Origin of the sequence: Pseudomonas frederiksbergensis, assembly GCF_035751725.1 — a bacterium.
In the GTDB taxonomy this organism is placed as follows: domain Bacteria; phylum Pseudomonadota; class Gammaproteobacteria; order Pseudomonadales; family Pseudomonadaceae; genus Aquipseudomonas; species Aquipseudomonas frederiksbergensis_A.
Genome location: NZ_CP142104.1, coordinates 48575 through 67380, shown reverse-complemented (window position 1 = coordinate 67380; position 18806 = coordinate 48575). Strand labels below are relative to the sequence as shown.

17 protein-coding genes are annotated in these 18806 nt (G+C 61.6%); 7 read left to right on the top strand and 10 right to left on the bottom strand.

The window, feature by feature from the left end; genetic code table 11:
- The first annotated feature begins 40 nt into the window (after positions 1-40).
- From VQ575_RS00315 to VQ575_RS00295, 5 genes are read left to right on the top strand one after another with little or no spacing between them, the layout of a single operon-like run.
- On the top strand, positions 41-1066 hold the full coding sequence (locus VQ575_RS00315) for a DUF5924 family protein (RefSeq protein ID WP_039593447.1): 1026 nt from the start codon (positions 41-43) through the stop codon (positions 1064-1066).
- Positions 1067-1118: 52 nt separating this feature from the next.
- Positions 1119-2267, top strand: a complete 1149-nt coding sequence (locus tag VQ575_RS00310; RefSeq protein ID WP_039593448.1) for an MlaE family ABC transporter permease — start codon at positions 1119-1121, stop codon at positions 2265-2267.
- Positions 2264-3067, top strand: coding sequence for an ABC transporter ATP-binding protein (locus VQ575_RS00305; RefSeq protein WP_039593449.1), 804 nt, complete (start codon positions 2264-2266; stop codon positions 3065-3067). The genes VQ575_RS00310 and VQ575_RS00305 overlap by 4 nt, the downstream gene beginning before the upstream one ends.
- Position 3068: 1 nt before the next feature.
- Positions 3069-4007 carry an MlaD family protein gene (locus VQ575_RS00300; RefSeq protein ID WP_039593450.1) on the top strand — a complete coding sequence of 313 codons (939 nt, stop codon included), beginning with the start codon at positions 3069-3071 and terminating at the stop codon, positions 4005-4007.
- Positions 4004-4639, top strand: a complete 636-nt coding sequence (locus VQ575_RS00295) for an ABC-type transport auxiliary lipoprotein family protein (protein ID WP_325918792.1) — start codon at positions 4004-4006, stop codon at positions 4637-4639. Before VQ575_RS00300 ends, VQ575_RS00295 begins: the two co-directional genes overlap by 4 nt.
- A 20-nt stretch (positions 4640-4659) precedes the next feature.
- Here VQ575_RS00295 and VQ575_RS00290 read toward each other — a convergent pair whose 3' ends face one another.
- From VQ575_RS00290 to VQ575_RS00270, 5 genes are all read right to left on the bottom strand, one after another.
- On the bottom strand, positions 4660-5889 hold the full coding sequence (locus tag VQ575_RS00290) for a nucleoside recognition domain-containing protein (RefSeq protein ID WP_039593452.1): 1230 nt from the start codon (positions 5887-5889) through the stop codon (positions 4660-4662).
- Positions 5890-5987: 98 nt separating this feature from the next.
- On the bottom strand, positions 5988-7319 hold the full coding sequence (gene gltP / locus VQ575_RS00285; protein ID WP_045154666.1) for a glutamate/aspartate:proton symporter GltP: 1332 nt from the start codon (positions 7317-7319) through the stop codon (positions 5988-5990).
- Positions 7320-8013: 694 nt separating this feature from the next.
- A complete protein-coding gene (locus VQ575_RS00280) occupies positions 8014-8478 on the bottom strand; it encodes an inhibitor of vertebrate lysozyme family protein (protein ID WP_325918791.1) in 465 nt (154 codons plus the stop codon).
- 2 nt (positions 8479-8480) lie between these two features.
- Positions 8481-8645 carry a DUF1328 domain-containing protein gene (locus tag VQ575_RS00275; RefSeq protein WP_003177151.1) on the bottom strand — a complete coding sequence of 55 codons (165 nt, stop codon included), beginning with the start codon at positions 8643-8645 and terminating at the stop codon, positions 8481-8483.
- Positions 8646-8723: 78 nt separating this feature from the next.
- Positions 8724-9011: a hypothetical protein gene (locus VQ575_RS00270; RefSeq protein ID WP_325918790.1), complete on the bottom strand. Its 288-nt coding sequence runs from the start codon at positions 9009-9011 to the stop codon at positions 8724-8726.
- Between the two features lie 439 nt (positions 9012-9450).
- On the opposite strand from VQ575_RS00270, the gene algB reads away from it, so the two are divergent.
- Both algB and VQ575_RS00260 read left to right on the top strand, forming a co-directional pair.
- Positions 9451-10797, top strand: coding sequence for a sigma-54-dependent response regulator transcription factor AlgB (gene algB, locus VQ575_RS00265; RefSeq protein WP_039593456.1), 1347 nt, complete (start codon positions 9451-9453; stop codon positions 10795-10797).
- Positions 10798-10807: 10 nt separating this feature from the next.
- Positions 10808-12598 (top strand): ATP-binding protein, encoded by a 1791-nt coding sequence (locus tag VQ575_RS00260; protein ID WP_045154664.1) that lies wholly within the window; start codon positions 10808-10810, stop codon positions 12596-12598.
- A 7-nt stretch (positions 12599-12605) separates the two neighbouring features.
- Here the strand turns inward: VQ575_RS00260 and VQ575_RS00255 are convergent, their stop codons facing one another.
- The 5 genes from VQ575_RS00255 to VQ575_RS00235 all read right to left on the bottom strand — a co-directional run bounded on the left by VQ575_RS00255 (position 12606) and on the right by VQ575_RS00235 (position 18772).
- Entirely contained in the window at positions 12606-14219 is a 1614-nt protein-coding gene (locus tag VQ575_RS00255) for an EAL domain-containing protein (protein ID WP_045154737.1), read from the bottom strand.
- A 75-nt stretch (positions 14220-14294) separates the two neighbouring features.
- Positions 14295-15074, bottom strand: coding sequence for an N-acetylmuramoyl-L-alanine amidase (locus tag VQ575_RS00250; protein ID WP_045154736.1), 780 nt, complete (start codon positions 15072-15074; stop codon positions 14295-14297).
- Between the two features lie 91 nt (positions 15075-15165).
- Entirely contained in the window at positions 15166-17241 is a 2076-nt protein-coding gene (locus tag VQ575_RS00245) for a GGDEF domain-containing protein (protein ID WP_325918789.1), read from the bottom strand.
- The gene (locus VQ575_RS00240; RefSeq protein WP_039593459.1) at positions 17238-18116 is read right to left on the bottom strand and encodes an endonuclease/exonuclease/phosphatase family protein; all 879 of its coding nucleotides are present in this window, start codon (positions 18114-18116) and stop codon (positions 17238-17240) included. Before VQ575_RS00240 ends, VQ575_RS00245 begins: the two co-directional genes overlap by 4 nt.
- A 14-nt stretch (positions 18117-18130) precedes the next feature.
- A complete protein-coding gene (locus tag VQ575_RS00235; protein WP_045154662.1) occupies positions 18131-18772 on the bottom strand; it encodes a thiol:disulfide interchange protein DsbA/DsbL in 642 nt (213 codons plus the stop codon).
- Between the last annotated feature and the right edge of the window lie 34 nt (positions 18773-18806).

Genomic DNA, 18806 nt, shown 5'->3' with positions numbered 1-18806 from the left:
TGTCAGGGATATTTCCTACGACTTATTGTGAAACTGCCGAATGCCGAACCTGACTCATCTTATCCAGCGCATCCTCGAACTGATGAAGCGCTACCCAGGGGTTATCGCACTCGGCGGTTTCATTTCCGGGGTCGGCAGTTTCATGCTGGTGGACCGCCAGCAGGGATTGGCGACCTGGATCGCCATCGTGATGCTGGTGAGCTGGCTCTGGCTGATGGTGGAGAACAGCATGACCCGGCTGTTCACGCGGATTTTCAAACGGGAAATCCCCCAGCCGCTGTTGCGCTATGCCACGCAGATGATTCACCAGGAAAGCCTGTTTTTCGTCCTGCCGTTTTTCTTCATCACCACCACCTGGAACAGCAGCCAGCTGCTTTTCACCGGCCTGCTGACGATCGCGGCGCTGATTTCGATCACCGATCCGCTGTACTACAAATGGCTGGCGCCCCGGCGTTGGGCGTTCCTGGCGCTGCACACGCTGACACTGTTCGCCGCCCTGCTCACCGCATTGCCGGTGATCCTGCACCTGACCACCGACCAGAGCTTCAAATTGGCACTGGGCATCGCCATGTTGTTGTCATTCCCGAGCCTGGCCTCGATCTTCCCGATCCGCACCGTGCGCAACGCCCTGGCGATCCTCTGCATTACGGTGGGGATTGGCGCCACCGGCTGGGTGCTGCGCTCCTGGGTACCGCCGGCCACGCTGTGGATGACCGAAGTGGCGATCAGCACCCAAGTGGAAGACCGCACGCCGGGCGCCAGTCTCAAGGAAGTCAGCGCGGCCCAGATTCGCGGCAGCGGTCTGTACGCCTACACCGCCATCAATGCGCCGCGTGGGCTCGATGAGCGGATTTATCACGTCTGGCAATTCAACGGCAAAGAAGTCGACCGCATCGCCCTGGACATCCACGGCGGGCGCAAGGAAGGCTATCGCGCCTGGACCCACAAGCAGAACTTCCCGCAAGACCCGACGGGCAAATGGCAAGTGCGGGTGCTGACGGAAAATGGCCAGATGATCGGTGTACTGCGTTTCACGGTGAACGCCGACACACCCGAAGCAAAATAACGGCGGTCGTGCTATTAGGTAGCGCTGTTCAAGTCGAACGAGCATGGAGCGTATGACCCCCGGATCCCCCACTGGCACTGCCCGACTGGATACGTCCGGCCCTGCGGCGAAGCTATGGGTCAGCGGCGACTGGACGCTGGCCCACTACGCGCAGCTCAAGCGCCTGAGCGATTCGCTGCGCGGCCAATACGACGACAACACCCTGATTGATCTCAATGGCCTCGGCGCCCTCGACACCGCCGGGGCTTCGTTGCTGGTGGAACTGCTGGGCTCCGAACGGCTGGGCAAGACCGCCGAGCACCCCGATTGCAGCTTGCCGGCCGCCGAGCGGGCGCTATTGCAGACGGTCTATTGCTCGCTGACGGACTTCTGTGTGCCGGTGAAAGAGCCGCAGGTCAGCGTGCTGACCCAGCTGCTGACGCGTATCGGCCGCGCCGTGGACAAAATCTGGCAAGACACCCTGCAACTGCTGGGTTTTGTCGGCCTGATCCTCGAAACCCTGGCCCGCAACCTGTTTCGCCCCAGGCGCTGGCGCATGACCGCGATGGTCGTTCACATCGAACAGACTGGCCTGGACGCTGCTCCCATCGTCGCCCTGCTGACGTTCCTGGTCGGCGCGGTGGTAGCGTTCCTCGGCGCGACGGTGTTGGCCGACTTTGGCGCCAGCATCTTTACCGTGGATCTGGTGGCATTCTCGTTCCTGCGTGAATTCGGCGTGTTGCTCACGGCGATCCTCATGGCGGGCCGTACCGCCAGCGCGTTCACCGCGCAGATCGGCTCGATGAAGGCTAACGAGGAAATCGACGCGATCCGCACCCTGGGCCTTGATCCGGTCGAGTTGCTGGTGGTGCCACGGGTACTGGCGCTATTGGTAGCGCTGCCGATGCTGACCTTCCTGGCCATGCTCTCGGGCATTATCGGCGGCGGTGTCGTGTGTGCCCTGTCGCTGGGTATTTCCCCGGCCATGTTCCTGTCGCTGTTGCAGTCGGACATTGGCGTGCAGCATTTTCTGGTGGGGATGGTAAAGGCGCCGATCTTTGCCTTCCTGATCGCCGCCGTGGGCTGTCTGGAAGGTTTCAAGGTCAGTGGCAGCGCGGAGTCGGTCGGGGCCCACACCACGTCCAGCGTGGTGCAGTCGATTTTCGTGGTGATTGTTCTCGATGCCGTGGCCGCGCTGTTTTTCATGGAGATGAGCTGGTGAGCCAACCCCTGCGGCCGCCCACCGAGGCGGTGATTCAAGTGCGCGGCCTGTGCAATCGCTTCGGTCGCCAGAGCGTGCACGAGAACCTCGACCTGGACGTGTACAAGGGCGAGATTCTCGCCGTGGTCGGCGGCTCCGGCAGCGGCAAATCGGTGCTGTTGCGCAGCATTGTCGGCCTGAACCGGCCCAGCGAGGGGACCGTGCGGGTGTTCGGCCAGGACTTGCCGAGCCTGCCCCCGGAGCAACGTTCGCGGGTGGAACGGCGCTTCGGCGTGCTGTTCCAGAAAGGCGCGCTGTTTTCGTCACTGACCGTGACAGAAAACGTCGCCCTGCCGCTGATCGAACACGCCGGGCTCAGCCGCGCCGACGCCGAGCACCTGGCAGCGGTGAAACTTGCGCTGGCCGGGCTGCCACTCTCGGCCGCAGACAAGTACCCCGCCTCGCTGTCCGGCGGCATGATCAAGCGCGCCGCCCTGGCCCGTGCGCTGGCCCTGGACCCGGACATCCTGTTTCTCGACGAACCCACCGCCGGCCTCGACCCCATCGGTGCGGCGGCGTTCGACCAGTTGATCCTGACGCTGCGCGATGCCCTGGGCCTGAGCGTGTTCCTGGTCACCCACGACCTGGACACCCTCTACACCATCACCGACCGGGTGGCGGTGCTGGCGCAGAAAAAAGTGCTGGTGGCCGACGTCATCGACAAGGTGTCGGAAACCGACGACGCGTGGATTCACGAATACTTCCATGGCCCTCGCGGCCGCGCGGCGTTATCGGCCGCTACACAATCCAACGAGGTTTGACATGGAAACCCGAGCCCATCACGTGCTGATCGGCCTGTTCACCGTCATTGTGGTGGCCGGCGCCCTGCTGTTTGGTCTATGGCTGGCCAAGTCCAGCGTGGACAGCGAATTCAAGGATTACGAAGTGGTGTTCAACGAGGCGGTCAGCGGGTTGTCCCGGGGCAGCTCGGTGGAGTACAGCGGGATCAAGGTCGGCGACGTCGTCAACCTGCGCCTGGACCCGAACGACCCACGCCGGGTGCTGGCGCGGGTGCGCTTGAGCGCAGAAACACCGATCAAGCAAGACACCCAGGCCAAGCTGGCGCTGACCGGCATCACCGGCACCTCGATTATCCAGCTCAGTGGCGGCACGCCCCAGAGCCCGGCGCTGACGGGGCACGACGGCGAGCCGCCAGTGATCATCGCCGCGCCCTCGCCTATCGCCCGCTTGCTCAACAACAGCGATGACTTGATGACCAGCATCAACCTGCTGCTGCACAACGCCAATGAGGTGTTTTCCTCGGACAACGTCCAGAGCCTGGGCAAGACCCTCGAGCATCTGGAACAAACCACCGGGGTCATTGCCGAGCAACGCGGCGATATTCGCCAGGCCATGCAGCAATTGGCGTCCATCGGCAAACAGGCCAGCGCCACGCTGGAGCAGACCACGGCGTTGATGCGCAACGCCAATGGTTTGCTCAACGACCAGGGCAAGCAGGCGTTCGGCAACGCCGGCCAGGCCATGCAGTCCCTGGCGCGCAGCACCGCGACCCTCGACAAGTTGCTGAACGACAACCGCGACTCGCTGAATAACGGCATGCAGGGCCTCAATGCCCTGGCGCCCGCCGTGCGTGAGCTGCGCGAGACCCTGAGCGCCCTGCGAGGGATCTCCCGGCGCCTGGATGCCAACCCCAGCGGCTATTTGCTGGGCAACGACAAGGACAAGGAGTTCACGCCATGAAGCCGTCCAACCGGTTGATCTGCCCTCTTCTCTTGCTGGCAGGATTTGTCCTGGTGGGTGGTTGCTCGATTTTGCCCAAGGCCGATCCTGCGGATGTGTATCGCCTGCCCGCCACCCAGGCCCCGGCATCTGCGGGCACGGCGGTGAACTGGTCGTTGCGCCTGGCCAGCCCCCAGGCCAGTGAAGTGCTCAACAGCCCGAAAATCGCGGTGATCCCCCAAGGCAATCTGTTCAGCAGCTACGCCGCCTCGCGCTGGAGCGACCCGGCCCCGGTGCTGTTGCGCAACCGCCTGCTCGATGGCTTCGCCCAGGATGGACGCGTCAGGCTGTTGAGCGTCGCCGACAGCAACCTGCAAGCGGACCTGGAGCTGGGCGGGCAATTGCAGGCGTTCCAGACCGAATACCAGGGCACAGCGGCCAGTGTGGTGATTCGCCTGGACGCGCTGCTGGTACGCGGGTTCGACCAGCGCATCCTGGCCAGCCGCCGGTTTGAAGTGCGCCAGCCGTTGAGCGATGTGAAAGTGCCGGCGGTGGTGGACGGCTTTGGCCGGGCCGGCGACCGGTTGACGGCCGAAGTGGTGGCCTGGACATTGGAGCAAGGCCAGCGTTTCGCAACGCCGACCCAACCCTAGGGGTCGCCGGGCGACTCAGGTCAACCGAAGAACCAGTAGCAAACGCCGATGGCCGCCACCACCCCGGAGAATTCGGCCAGCAGCGCGCAGCCCACGGCATGGCGCGCCCGTTGGATGCCCACGGCGCCGAAATAGACCGCCAGCACATAGAACGTGGTTTCGGTGCTGCCCTGGATCGTCGCGGCCACCAGGGCCGGGAAGCTGTCCACGCCGGAAGTCTTCATGGTCTCGATCAACATGGCCCGGGCGGCGCTGCCGGAGAACGGCTTGACCATGGCAGTCGGCAAGGCGTCGACGAAGCGTGTGTCCCAGCCGGCCCATTGCACCAGGTGGCGGATACCGTCGAGGCCAAAATCCAGCGCCCCCGAAGCCCGCAGTACGCCTACCGCGCAAAGCATCGCCACCAGGTACGGCAGCAACGTTTTGGCGACGTCAAAGCCCTCCTTGGCGCCTTCGATGAAGGCTTCATACACCTTGACCTTACGCAGCGCGCCCACCACCAGGAAGAGGATGATCAGGCCAAACAGGGTCAGGTTGCCGAGGATCGACGATAGCCCCGCCAGCGCCGTAGCCGAGAGGGTTGCCAGCAGCGCCATGAAACCGCCCAGCACCAACGCACCCGGAATCAGATAGGCCAGCACCACCGGGTCCCACAAGCGCAGGCGCTGCATGAACGCCACGGACAACAGCCCCATCAGGGTCGAGGCGCTGGTGGCGAGCAGGATCGGCAGGAACACCAGGGTCGGGTCCGGCGCGCCTTGCTGGGCGCGGTACATGAAAATCGTCACCGGCAGCAGGGTCAGCGACGATGCATTGAGCACCAGGAACAGGATCTGCGCGTTGCTGGCGATGGTCGGGCTGGGGTTCAGATCCTGCAGCGCGCGCATGGCCTTGAGGCCGATGGGCGTGGCGGCGTTGTCCAGGCCCAGGCCATTGGCGGCGAAGTTGAGGGTGATCAGGCCAATCGCCGGGTGGCCGGCGGGCACTTCCGGCATCAAGCGCAAGAACAGCGGGCCGAGGGCCTTGGCCAGCCAATCGACGATGCCGGCTTTTTCAGCGATGCGCAGGAAGCCCAGCCAAAGGGTGAGGGTGCCGAACAGCAGGACCATGACTTCGACGGACAGCTTGGCCATGGCAAAGATGCTTTCCACCATGGCCGCGAAGATCCCGGCGTTGCCGCCGACCAGCCACTGCGCCAGCGCCGACACGGCTGCCACGATAAAGAAGCCAAGCCACAGGCCATTGAGCATCGGTTAAGTCCCCCGGAAGATGCCGCGAATGATAGCGGGGCTGGCCGAAACGACAAACCCCGGATTTCTCCGGGGTTTGGTTGGCATTGCCAAGAAGATCAACGGCTGGAAGTTTCCCCTGCCGGCAGTGGCTCTTTGCTGCGCCAGTGCGGCAGGGAGTTCCAGTAGCGCTGGCCCTTGGCATCGTCGTACATGCCTTCCCAACGGGAAATGACCAGTACGGCCAGGGCATTACCGATGACATTGAGCGCGGTACGGGCCATGTCCATGATGCGGTCGACACCGGCAATGAACGCCAGGCCTTCCAAAGGAATGCCAACGCTGCCCAAGGTCGCCAGCAACACTACGAAGGAGACGCCCGGCACGCCCGCGATGCCCTTGGAGGTCACCATCAAGGTCAGTACCAGCATCAGCTGCTGGCCGATGGACAGATCGATGCCATAGAGCTGGGCGATGAAAATCGCCGCGATGCTCTGATACAGCGTCGAACCATCAAGGTTGAACGAGTACCCGGTAGGCACGACGAAACTGCAGATAGCCTTCGGCGCCCCGTACGCCTCCATCTTTTCGATGACGCGCGGCAACACCGTTTCGGAGCTCGCGGTGGAGTAGGCGAGTACCAGCTCATCCTTGAAGATGCGCATCAGCTTGATCACCGAGAAACCGAACAGGCGCGCGATCAGGCCCAGCACCACGAAGGCGAAGAAGGCGATGGCGACGTAAACCAGGATCACCAGCTTCGCCAGTGGCAACAGGGAAGCGAAACCGAAGTTGGCGACCGTCACGGCGATCAGGGCGAACACACCAATCGGGGCGTAGTTCATGATCATGTGGGTGACTTTGAACATGCTTTCCGAGACGCCCTGGAACATCTTGACCAGGGGATCACGCAGGTCCGATTGCAAGCTGGACAAACCAAGCCCGAACAGCACGGAGAAGAAGATGATCGGCAGCATTTCGCCGCGAGCGACGGCTGCGAAAATGTTCGACGGGATCAGGTTGAGGATCGTCTGGATGAACGCATGCTCATGCTGCACCTCAGCCGCCGTGGCCTGGTACTTGGAAATATCCACGGTACCCAGGGTGCTCATGTCGATGCCGCTGCCTGGCTGGAAGAAATTGGCCAGCAGCAGGCCGACGACGATGGCAATGGTGGTGACGATTTCGAAATAGACGATGGTCTTGAAGCCGATCCGCCCCAGCTTCTTGGCATCGCCCACGCCGGCAATGCCGACGATCAGCGAGGAGATCACGATTGGAATCACGATCATCTTGATCAGACGGATAAAGATATCGCCTGCCGGTTGCAGTACGTTGCTGATCCACCAGGCCTTTTCGGCACTGAAATGGTTGAGCAGCGCGCCGATTGCAATCCCGAGCACCAGACCGATGAGGATCTGCCAGGCGAGGCTTAGTCTTGCCTTCTTCATATCATTACCCTTACTTCAGTTTGACTCGGACAGCAGCATCAACGGATCGCCAAAGGCGACACGGACTCACGCTGCTGCCCCCGTATAAGGTCACCCCGGGCGCCCAAGGCAGCTCACTGGCAGGCGAAAAAAGGCGCAACTATTGCGATGCAAGGGGGGATCGTCTAATGCCGTAAACGCCTACCCTATGCCGAATCGGCATGAGATCACCGATGTGAAACGTACGTCCCAATCGGTTCAAAAGCGACACTTCATCAGGCATAAACGCCGTCAACCAGCCATTTCAGCGTAGCCGGGCGTTATCTGGATTGCTTGAGAGGCGATGAAAGGATTGAGTCGCAGGCCACCGGCGAAAAGCGAAACCGTGCGCCTATTCTCCGATATACGGTCGGCTTTGGAACAGCATTGCTTGGGGAGCGGGACAATATGCCGCAGCGCCAGTTGGGTTCTGGCAAAAGAAGCAGCAAATCGCTCTAGCCTGGGGAATAAGCTCTACGCAAGTTCGCCAAGCCGTCACGACTTTGCGAACTTGCGTCGCAGCTTTTACCTGACCCGGCCCTTTCGCAGGCACCCCTTGTGCCCGTAGGTCACTCCGACCCTTGATGGTCAGTACGTCCCAGCCCCCTGGTCATGCTTACGCCCTCCTCGGGCTTCGCAGGGAGAAAAGCAGCGTTGCTTTTCCCGCTTCAAGAAATCAGTACCAGTTAGGATCTTTCTTGAGCTGTTCCATTAACAGTTTTTGCATACCCTCATCGGGGTTGCCGAGAAAGCGGTAGTCCGCGTGACGGGTCGGTGACTTGTCGGAGGGCAGGCCCGCAGGGACTTCCACCAACAGGGCATAGGCTTCGTCTTTGTCGAAACTGAAAGCCACGAACAGGCGTTTGCTCTTGCAGGTCGCCTGGGTCTCGCACAAAGGTCCGACGAGATATTTATCGTCGTCTTCCTCGACCGCATTCATTTGCTCCGCGTCGCCCGTCAGGTTCATCACCCACTCGGGCAGGCGCTCCTCTTTCTTGACGACCTGCTGCCAGGTCTCGCGGTACTGCGGATCGGATTGCAGCAACTGGTTGACCCGCATTTGACCGTCGTTGGCAGCCATTGCCATGGCACCGCCGCCCAACAGCAGGGCGGCGGCCAGTCCTTTGGATGTCACGCTCATAGTCAGCCTCGGCCGCGGCGGCCAAAGAAGAACGATGCGATAAACATCACCAGGAACACGACAAAGAGAATCTTGGCGATGCCCGTGGCGGTGCCTGCGATACCACCGAAGCCCAATACCGCAGCAATGATGGCAATGATCAGGAAGGTAATAGCCCAGCTCAACATGGTGATTCTCCTTACGCTTTTCTATTTAGTTAGGTATCTGGCGACGAGGGTTCCGGCACAACGGACGACCGGTTCTTGTCAGAACACCCAGCGCTCTTCCCGAGGCATCTCGGGGAGGGGCTGCGCCTGGTCGACTTCCATCATTCGCATCGATGCGGATTCCTGCGCCAACGTGCTGGCGGCACTGAAATGGGTTTGCGGGGCGCGGTAGGTGGAGACCAGTGGCGCTTCCGGTTTCTGGCTTTCATGCCAGAGCATAAATTGCTGCCCCGCTAAAAGGGTGACCAGCAGTGCGACAAAAGCCCACAGCCCCTGCTGGATGTGCAGGCGGGAAATGCGAAATTGGGCGGCACATTGACGATTCATCCTGAAACTCCTCCCCACCCTAGCGGTGATCTGGTTGAGGCGCCTTGAAACGCCACGTTGCCTAGAACATTGCAGTCGGCATGCCAGAAATCCATAACCCATAAAATCCTTTTAAATCAAATAGTTATGAGCATTCCAAAGAAGACCCGGAGCGCATCCTGCACGATGGGCCAGAGGCGCGTCGTGCGTTATGCACGAATTGGCAGGAAGCGGCTCGGTCGATTTCTTTTTTGAATTGCGAGTCGGAAATGGCTGTCGGAATGAGCGAGCCGAACCGTCGGGACCTGAGGAGCTGAAAAATTGACTGGAAATCAGGCTTTTAGACGATCGAGGTCCACAGATTCCGATTCGGTGGGTAATATTCGATCAGAATGGACCATGCAACTTGCCCGATTTTTCTGACACTAATCATCATCATTCATTAAGGAGCGTAGGAAAGATGGAATCCGCCACCGAGCATCAAGGCCGCATTCTGCTGGTAGACGATGAGTCCGCCATCCTGCGTACCTTCCGTTATTGCCTCGAAGACGAGGGCTATAGCGTCGCCACCGCCAACAGTGCTGCACAGGCCGAAGCCCTGCTGCAACGCCAGGTGTTCGACTTGTGCTTCCTGGACCTGCGCCTGGGCGAAGACAACGGTCTCGACGTCTTGGGACAGATGCGTATCCAGGCACCCTGGATGCGAGTGGTCATCGTGACAGCCCACTCCGCCGTCGATACGGCCGTCGATGCGATCCAGGCCGGCGCGGCCGATTATCTGGTCAAGCCGTGCAGCCCCGACCAACTGCGCCTCGCGACCGCCAAGCAACTGGAGGTGCGCCAACTGTCCGCCAGGCTCGAAGCCTTGGAAGGCGAGATACGCAAGCCAAAGGACGGCCTCGACTCCCACAGTCCGGCGATGAAAGTGGTGCTGGAGACCGCTCGGCAGGTCGCCAGCACCGACGCCAACATCCTGATCCTGGGCGAGTCCGGCACCGGCAAGGGCGAACTGGCGCGGGCGATCCATGGCTGGAGCAAACGTGCGAAAAAATCCTGCGTCACCATCAACTGCCCGTCGTTGACCACCGAATTGATGGAAAGCGAATTGTTCGGTCACAGCCGCGGTGCGTTCACTGGTGCCAGCGAAAGTACGTTGGGGCGAGTCAACCAAGCGGATGGCGGAACGTTGTTTCTCGACGAGATCGGCGATTTTCCCCTCGCACTGCAGCCAAAATTGCTGCGTTTTATCCAGGACAAGGAATACGAGCGCGTCGGCGACCCCGTTACGCGTCGCGCCGATGTCCGGATTCTCGCGGCGACCAACCTCAATCTTGAGGACATGGTGCGCGACGGACGTTTCCGCGAAGACCTCTTGTACCGCCTGAACGTCATTACCCTGCACCTGCCGCCCTTGCGCGAACGCGCCGAGGACATCCTGACCCTGGCCGACCGGTTCCTGGCACGCTTCGTCAAGGAGTACGCTCGTCCGGCACGGGGGTTCAGCGACGAGGCTCGCGAAGCGCTGCTAGGCTACCGCTGGCCGGGCAACATTCGCGAGTTGCGCAACGTGGTCGAGCGCGCCAGCATCATCTGCCCCCAGGAGAAGGTCGAAATCAGCCATCTGGGCATGGCCGAGCAGCCGGTCAACAACGCTCCGCGAATCGGTGCCGCACTGAGTCTCGACGAGCTGGAGAAGGCGCATATCGGCGCAGTGCTGGCCACTGCCGACACCCTTGACCAGGCCGCCAAGACCCTGGGCATCGACGCGTCCACGCTGTATCGCAAACGCAAGCAATACAACCTGTGAGCGGCACCTTATGAAACTGGCGATGAAGCTGCGCACACGGTTGTTCCTCAGCATTTCGGCGCTGATCACGGTGGCGCTGCTGGGGCTGTTGTTGGGACTGGTCAGCGTAATGCAGATGGCCAACACCCAAGAACAATCCGTTCGCGACAACTTCGTACTGCTGGACCTGGGCCTCAAGCTACGTCAGACGCTGGGCGACCAGTTGATGATCATGCTCGACGAAAACCCCAACCTGGCGGCGCTGGAGGAGTCCAAGCGCCAGTATTTCGAGCTGCTGGATGAAGGCATTGCACACGAGCAGGCGCTGGGGGATCCGCCCGCCAGCTTCAGCCGTGCCAAATCCGATTACATCAGCTTCCTCGAGGCCTTCGACGATTCTCGCCAGCAACCCAAACAGCTGGCGGGTATCCAGGCGCTCACTGATAAATTCAACGTATTGCGCAGTGGACTGATCGAGGGCTATCGCCATGCCCTGAACAAAATCAGCGACACCCAGGACCGCGCCCGCGAGCGTGCCCTGCTGATTTCCAGCCTGCTGGGGCTGGTGGGGCTGGCCGTGCTGATCATCGGCTTCGTCACCGCCCACGGCATAGCCCGGCGCTTTGGCGCGCCGATCGAGGCGTTGGCAGCGGCGGCGGACGATATCGGCCAAGGCAATTTCGAAGTGACCCTGCCGATCTCCTCGGCGGCGGAACTGAACCTGCTGACCCGCCGTTTCGGCATCATGGCCCAAGCGCTTCGCGAGCATCAGGCGACCAATGTCGATGAGCTGCTCGCCGGCCAGCAACGCCTGCAAGCGGTACTCGACAGCATCGACGATGGCTTGCTGATGATCGATCGACAAGGTCGGCTCGAGCACCTCAATCCCGTGGCCCAACGTCAGCTGGGCTGGGATCAGGAGCGCTTGGGGCAGGGGCTCGGCGAGGCGCTTGGACGTATCGAGTTGGACGACGAGTTGCAACTGGTCCTGCGCGGCGGCACGCAGGAGCGAGCGCCAGACGACTTGAGCATCGAGGTGGATGGCGAGTCACGCGTGCTCACCTACAGCCTGACGCCGGTCATCCACACCCAAGGCCAGATTCTCGGCGCGGTGATGGTGCTGCATGACGTCACCGAGCAACGCGCCTTCGAACGGGTGCGCAGTGAATTCGTCCTGCGGGCTTCTCATGAGCTGCGCACCCCGGTGACGGGCATGCACATGGCCTTCGGCCTGCTCCAGGAGCGCGTGCATTTTCCCGAAGAGTCCCGTGAGGCGGACCTGCTCAATACCGTCAATGAAGAAATGCAGCGGTTGATGCAGCTCATTAATGACTTGCTCAATTTCTCCCGTTACCAGAACGGCTTGCAGAAGCTCACGTTGGCACCTTGCTCCATCGAAGAATTGTTGGAAGCCGCCAGGATGCGCTTTGCCGGCCAGGCGCAAGCGAAAGGTATCGAATTACTCGTCGAGATCCAGGGCCCGTTGCCGCGCCTTCACGCCGATGCCGCGCAGCTGGATCGGGTGCTGGACAACCTCATCGATAACGCGATGCGTCACACCAACGATGACGGCCAGATCCGCTTGCAGGCCCGACGCCACGGCGAGCGGGTGATCATCAGCGTCGAGGACAACGGCGAGGGGATTGCCTACGGCCAGCAGGGGCGGATTTTCGAGCCCTTCGTCCAGGTTGGCCGCAAAAAGGGCGGCGCCGGCCTCGGCCTGGCGCTGTGCAAGGAGATCGTCCAGCTCCACGGCGGGCGCATGGGCGTTTATTCAAGGCCAGGGCAGGGCACTCAGTTCTACATGGCCTTGACGGTGTAAGCGCCCGTTACGCCTCATCATCAATGCGCCGCCCGACCAGACGTCGCCCGCGGGTGATCAGTTCGATGAACTGCACCGCACTGAGCGCGTGGGCGAACAGCCACCCCTGACCGAACTTCACGCCCTCGCTGCTCAGGTAAGACGCCTGGGCCTCATGCTCGATACCTTCAGCGATGACTTTGAGCTCAAGGGCGTGGGCCATGCGGATGATATGCGGGGCGACGCCGCTGCTGGCGGCGTCGTGCCCCAGCGCGTCGATGAAGGCCTTGTCGATTTTCAAGCAATCCACCGGTAGCGTTTGCAGGTAGGCCAGGCTGCAATAGCCGGTGCCGAAGTCATCGATCAGCACCTGATGCCCCACGTCGCGCAACGATTGCAGGTTATCGCGAGCCACCAGCACGTCGACCAGGCCGCGCTCGGTGACTTCGAAAGCGATCTGGTGAGCCGATACGCGATGCATCGCCAACAGCCGGGCAATCACATCGCCAATGCGCGGCACCATCACGTCGCATGCCGCCAGGTTCACGGAAATATAGAGGTGTGGATTGGCGCGCAACAGCTGGCCCAACTGATCGAATAATCGCTGCAGGACAAAATCGGTGATCTGGCGGATCTGCCCGGTGTCTTCCGCCATCGGAATGAACAGATCCGGACTGGTCAGCGTGCCGTCCGGCCGGCGCCAGCGCAGCAGGGCTTCGGCGCCCACGCAGTTGCGGCTGTGAAGGTCGAAAATCGGTTGATAGAGCACCTGTAGCTCACCGCGTCGGATAGCACCGTGCAATTCGGCATCCATCGATTGGCGCTGGCGCGCGAGAAGAAAGACCTGAAAGCCGATGCCCAGCCCGAGCACCAGGCTGATGGGCAGCATCCACCAGGCATTGGCCGGGATGCGCAGGCCGTTGCGCGGTGCGATCAGCACCAGCTGGTATTCAGGACTGTCGGTTGGCATCCGGTAGATCAATCGGTATTTCGTGACCTGCAAGGCGTTTCGGCTTTTCGGCGGCCACGGCTCGGCCGGTGGCCAGCGTTGCTCAGTGCCAAGGACCGGAATCGCCCGCTCGCCGTCATCGAGGACCACCAGCAAGCTGCTGCCCGGCGGCAAGTCGACCACATCGGTCAGGTGGCCGCGAGACGTTGCCACCCGAAAATTTCCGCGCCCCAACATCAACGCGGCACGATTTTCATCGGGCTCCGTGGTGGTGTTGAGCCAGTAGCTGTAGGCCGGGCCGCGCAAGTCAGGTGCTCGCGCCAAGGACAAACCGCTCTGGCGCGGACGGTTGGAGCACATGCCGGTACTGTCGATATATGCCGCCTCGTAGACGAAGCGATAATTGAAACTCACCTGCTGCAAGGTGGCGATCATGTCATCGCTACAGCCACGCAGCGGTTGAGCCTGCAAATCATCGAGGCTCTCGCGCAGCTGTCCGAACAGTTGTTCCAGGCGTAGCAGGAAGCGCTCGCCTTGAGCGTTCATCTGGTCACTTTCACGCTGTTGGATTTGCTGCATCACCACAAACAGACTGCCTGCCAGCAACAACACAGTACTGAGGGCAGCCGCCGTCATCGCCAGGAAAATAGGGCGATGCAGCCAACTCTGCAGCGTTTCGCGGGCAGCCGTCATCATCAGTAATCCGAAAGTTACCAATGAGTTATAGCTTCTGTTTTGGATTTGGCGCTATCAGTCAGACGAGCGTCATTATTTTGTCTGGTTAAGCACCCGCAAAATCGCCGCGCTTTGGGCGTCTGGCGCGCCATCGAACCGGGTCGGCCGATAGCGCATCTGGAAGGCGGCGAGCACCTGGTGGGTGGCTACGTCCCATTCGCCAGTGCGAGGCGTCGGGTAGCCGAGGCGGGCCAGCTCCGCCTGGAACCAACTGGCGCTCGGCAACTGAGCGGCGTAGGCAGCCTGCTGTAGCGCGACCGCCCGTTCGTCCGGCCAGACACCAAGGCCTGCCTGCGCCAGTCGCTTCCAGGGAAACAACGGGCCGGGATCCAGCTTGCGATTGGGGGCGATGTCGCTATGGCCAATGATGTTGGCCGGGTTGATCTCGTTACGTCGGGTGATGTCCTTGAGCAAGGCGATCAGAGCTTGCACCTGGGCTTCGCTGTAGGGGTACCAGAGGCGACCGGTAGGCGTGTCCACATAGCCCGGATTGACAATCTCGATCCCGATGGAGCTGGAGTTGAGCCAGGTCCGGCCTTGCCATTCACTTTCGCCGGCGTGCCAGGCGCGCCGGTTTTCGTCCACCAGCTTATAAATAGTCGCGTCCTTGTCGTCGCCTATCAGGTAATGCGCGCTGACTTCGCCATGGGTCAGTAAAGACAGGGAGCGCTCGAGGGAAGCCGAGGTGTAATGCACCACGACGAACTGGACACGGCTGTCGTGGTTGACCGACGGATGACTGGTATCCAGCCGGGGGCCGCTCGCGCAACCGGCCAGGACTAACAGCGAAACAACGAGCGGGAGAAATTTCATGGCGAAGAACAGGCACACAGGAAAATAATGCAACAGTGTAACGTATCACCTGGAAATGATCCGGTGCCGTTAAACAAAATGGAACAATTGTTCAGCCAAACTCCACTCGGTTACGGCCCGCATTTTTGGCCCGATAAAGCGCCTCATCGGCCCTTTTGAGCACCAGTTCGCTGCGCTCTCCCGGCTTGAACGCCGTCATGCCCATCGACACCGTCACCGTCAGCGGCTCGCCCTTGAAATGGAACGGACACGCTTCGATGGCCGCGCGCAGGGCTTCGGCCAGTTTCGCGCCGGCCGCAAGAGGCGTATCAGGCACCAGCAAGACGAACTCCTCGCCACCAAAGCGGGCGATGAAGTCACTGCCACGGATCCGCTTGCGCAGCACGGAGGCGATGAGCTTCAGCACGCGGTCACCGGCCAGGTGCCCGTAGTTGTCATTGATCCGCTTGAAGTGATCCAGGTCGAGCATGGCGATCAACAAGCTGTTGCCATGCCGCTGCCATTGCTCAACTTCCTGTTCGAGGCGCTCGGTCCAGGCAGCGCGGTTCGGCAGGCCTGTCAACGGATCAATCAAGGCTTTCTGGCGCTGCTCTTCCAGATTCTCACGGACGATCAGCGCGTCCTGTTCCATCAACGCAACGCGCTCGGCCAGGCTCTTGAGACGAACCGAGATTTCTTTCTCGCGCTGGTCACGCTGCTTGCGATGCTCATCCATCGTACCAAGCAGACCCTCCAGATGATTCTCCAGCACTTGCTTGAGGCCTTCCAAGTCATCGGCTTGCTGCACACTGCTCTGCAGGCCGTCCACTTGCTCACGAATCTGGGAGTCCATTTCCCTGGAGGCCGACAGATTGTCGGCATGGTCGTCGCTGGCAGCTTGCAACGTGCTTTGGAATGACTCCAGGCGATCATTGAGTCGCTGCAGATAAGCTTCGAATTCATGCTGGCCGCTGTCGGTGATTGCCAGCATCAGTACCGCCAGATCGTCGAGGATCGGCAGCAACTCGTACCAGTTCAGCCCATTGCGCAGACGTTCGCGCATGGCTTCCGCCTGGGGCCGATGACGTTCGGGCAGTGTCAGGTCGCCAAGCAGGCCCAGCAGCGTGTCTTCGATATGCCTGGCGACCGAGCTGTAGGAAGGCTCCGGCGAGTCGGGCAGGGCGTAGTGAGCCTCATCGGAATCGGCCGCGAGGGGCTCGGCGGGTTCGCTGGATTCGGCGGCCGCAACTGGCGGCTCTTCGAGGACCGGCGGGGGTGCCTCCGGCACTAGCTCGTCCGGGTTCTGGAACGCGGTTGTTGGTTCGGGGTGTTCATCAAGGGGCGGGGGCGGCGGTTCGACGGGCGGCTGAGCCACGGCTGCGGCCGGCGGCGTCACGGGCTCCGGCGCACGTTCGCCTTCCGGTTCGCCTTCCGGTTCGCCTTCCGGTTCGTCTGCTGCTTCAATAGGCTCGACCGGCTCGGCTTCGGATAATTGGAACGCGTGGTCTCGCTCCGCTTTCGGTGCGGGCGCGGGTGCGGGCGGGATGGATACCGTCTCGGCTGCGGGCAGTGCCGGCGTTAGCGCACTCGCATCTGTTCCAGGCGTCGGGCTCGGCTGGCCCGGCTCCGACGATGGGCGCGGCTGGGGTGCCACCTCATCGTGACCGTGACCACCAAACAACCGTTGCAGCAGGCCGGGACGGCTCGGCTCATCCGGTGTATCCAGTGCGCTCAGCGCCTTGCCCTGCAAGCCACTCAACTCGCTGAGCAACAAGGGGATTTCCCGCGCCTGGCCCACCCGGGCTTCCAATTGCTTGGAGAACTTCTTCAAAGGCCGGCTGACGTCCTTGGGCAGCGGCAAGGATTGCAACTGGGCAACCAAAGCCGTCAACGCGGCGCTCATTTGCTCAACCCGCGTCTCGCGACGCTGCTCGGAATCGAGTACGGCTTTCTCCAGGCGCGGCAGCAGGGCGGCGAGGGCAGCGTCCATGTCGTCGGTGCGCACCACTTCGCGCATCTCTTTCATGCACTGGTCCACTGCCCGGTCGGTGCCCTCGGCGGCAAGCGTGCTGCGCACCAGCCCCCGACGCAGCAAGTCGAGCCGAGCGTCCCAGCGACGCTCAAGCTTTTCCTGCTGTTCGATGCTCTTGAGGTATTTCTCTCTCCAGCGTTCGGCGTCGTCGCTCATTCATCGGATCCGCAAGGGGCAGGACTCAGCGCGGGGAATGCGTCGGCCGTGAGCGAACCCGGCAGACGTATTTCGACCGCGACCGGCAGGTGATCGGAAATAGGCTGCGCCAATACCTCGAAGCGTTCGAGGGTCAAGGTCGGGCTCAACAGGATATGGTCCAGGCAGCGCTGGGGGCGCCAACTGGGAAACGTGGCTTCGAGCTGCGGGGCGAGCAGGCCAAGGTCGCGCAATGGCGAGGTTTGAAGCAGGTCATTGGCGTGGGTGTTCATGTCGCCCATCAGGACCTGATGCTTGTAGCCGCCGATCAGCTCACGGATGTACGCCAGCTGCATCGTTCGGGTGCGAGCGCCGAGGGCCAGGTGCATCATCACCACGACCAGCGCCTCCGGGCCTTCACCGAAACGCGCCAGGATCGCTCCACGCCCCTTGGGACCGGGGAGCGGATGATCTTCGATCGCCCAGGGACGCAGGCGACTCAGCACGCCGTTACTGTGCTGGCCGAGGCGTCCGAGGTTGCGATTGAGTTGTTGGTACCAGTAGGGGAAGGCACCCAATTGGGCGAGGTGTTCCACCTGGTTGACGTAGCCGGAACGCAGGCTTCCGCCATCGGCTTCTTGCAAGGCCACCAGGTCGAAATCCTTGAGCAGGTCGCCGATTTTCTGCAGGTTGCCTGCGCGCCCGGTGTGGGGCAGCAAATGTTGCCAACCGCGGGTCAGATAATGCCGGTAGCGTTCGGTGCTGATGCCGACCTGGATGTTGAAACTGAGCAACCGCAGGCGGCTGTCCGCCGGCAGGCCCGTGGACGCGACATGATGCTCGTTGACCCGCGGTTCATGCAGGCCAACGATGCGCTCGGTACTCCAGCGGGCCATGGCCGTGGGCCCGCTTAGTTGGCGGCGGCCTTGGTGGCCGCTCGCTCTTTGGCGATCAGCTTGTCCGCCAGTTGCAGCGCTTCATTCGCGCCGCCGGCAGAGCCGATGTCAAAGCGGTACTTTCCATTGACGACCATGGTCGGTACGCCGGTGATTTCGTATTTCTTTGCCAGCTCCTTGGCCTTGTTGATCTGACCCTTGATGGCGAAAGAATTGAAAGTGGCCAGGAACTTGTCTTTGTCGACGCCTTGGGTGGCGAGGAACTCAGCCATCTCTTCAGGATCGGTCAGGCGTTTCTTTTCTTTCTGGATCGCATTGAACACCGCTGCGTGAACCTGGTCCTCGACGCCCATGGATTCCAGCGTCAGAAACATCTGGCCGTGGGCGTCCCAAGGACCGCCGAACATGGCCGGAATGCGCACGAAATTCACGTCCGATGGCAGCTTTTCAGCCCAGGGATTGATCACCGGTTCGAAGGCGTAGCAATGCGGGCAGCCGTACCAGAACAGCTCCACGACTTCGATCTTGCCAGGCACGGCCACCGGAACGGGGTTGGACAGTTCGACATAAGGTGCAGCGGGCTTTTCAGCCGCTTGGGCAGTCATGCCGAACAGGCTGGCGGCGACGAGCGCGGCGCTGATGATCAGATTACGCATGCTTTACTCCTGGACAATGAGGGGGCCTCGCGGG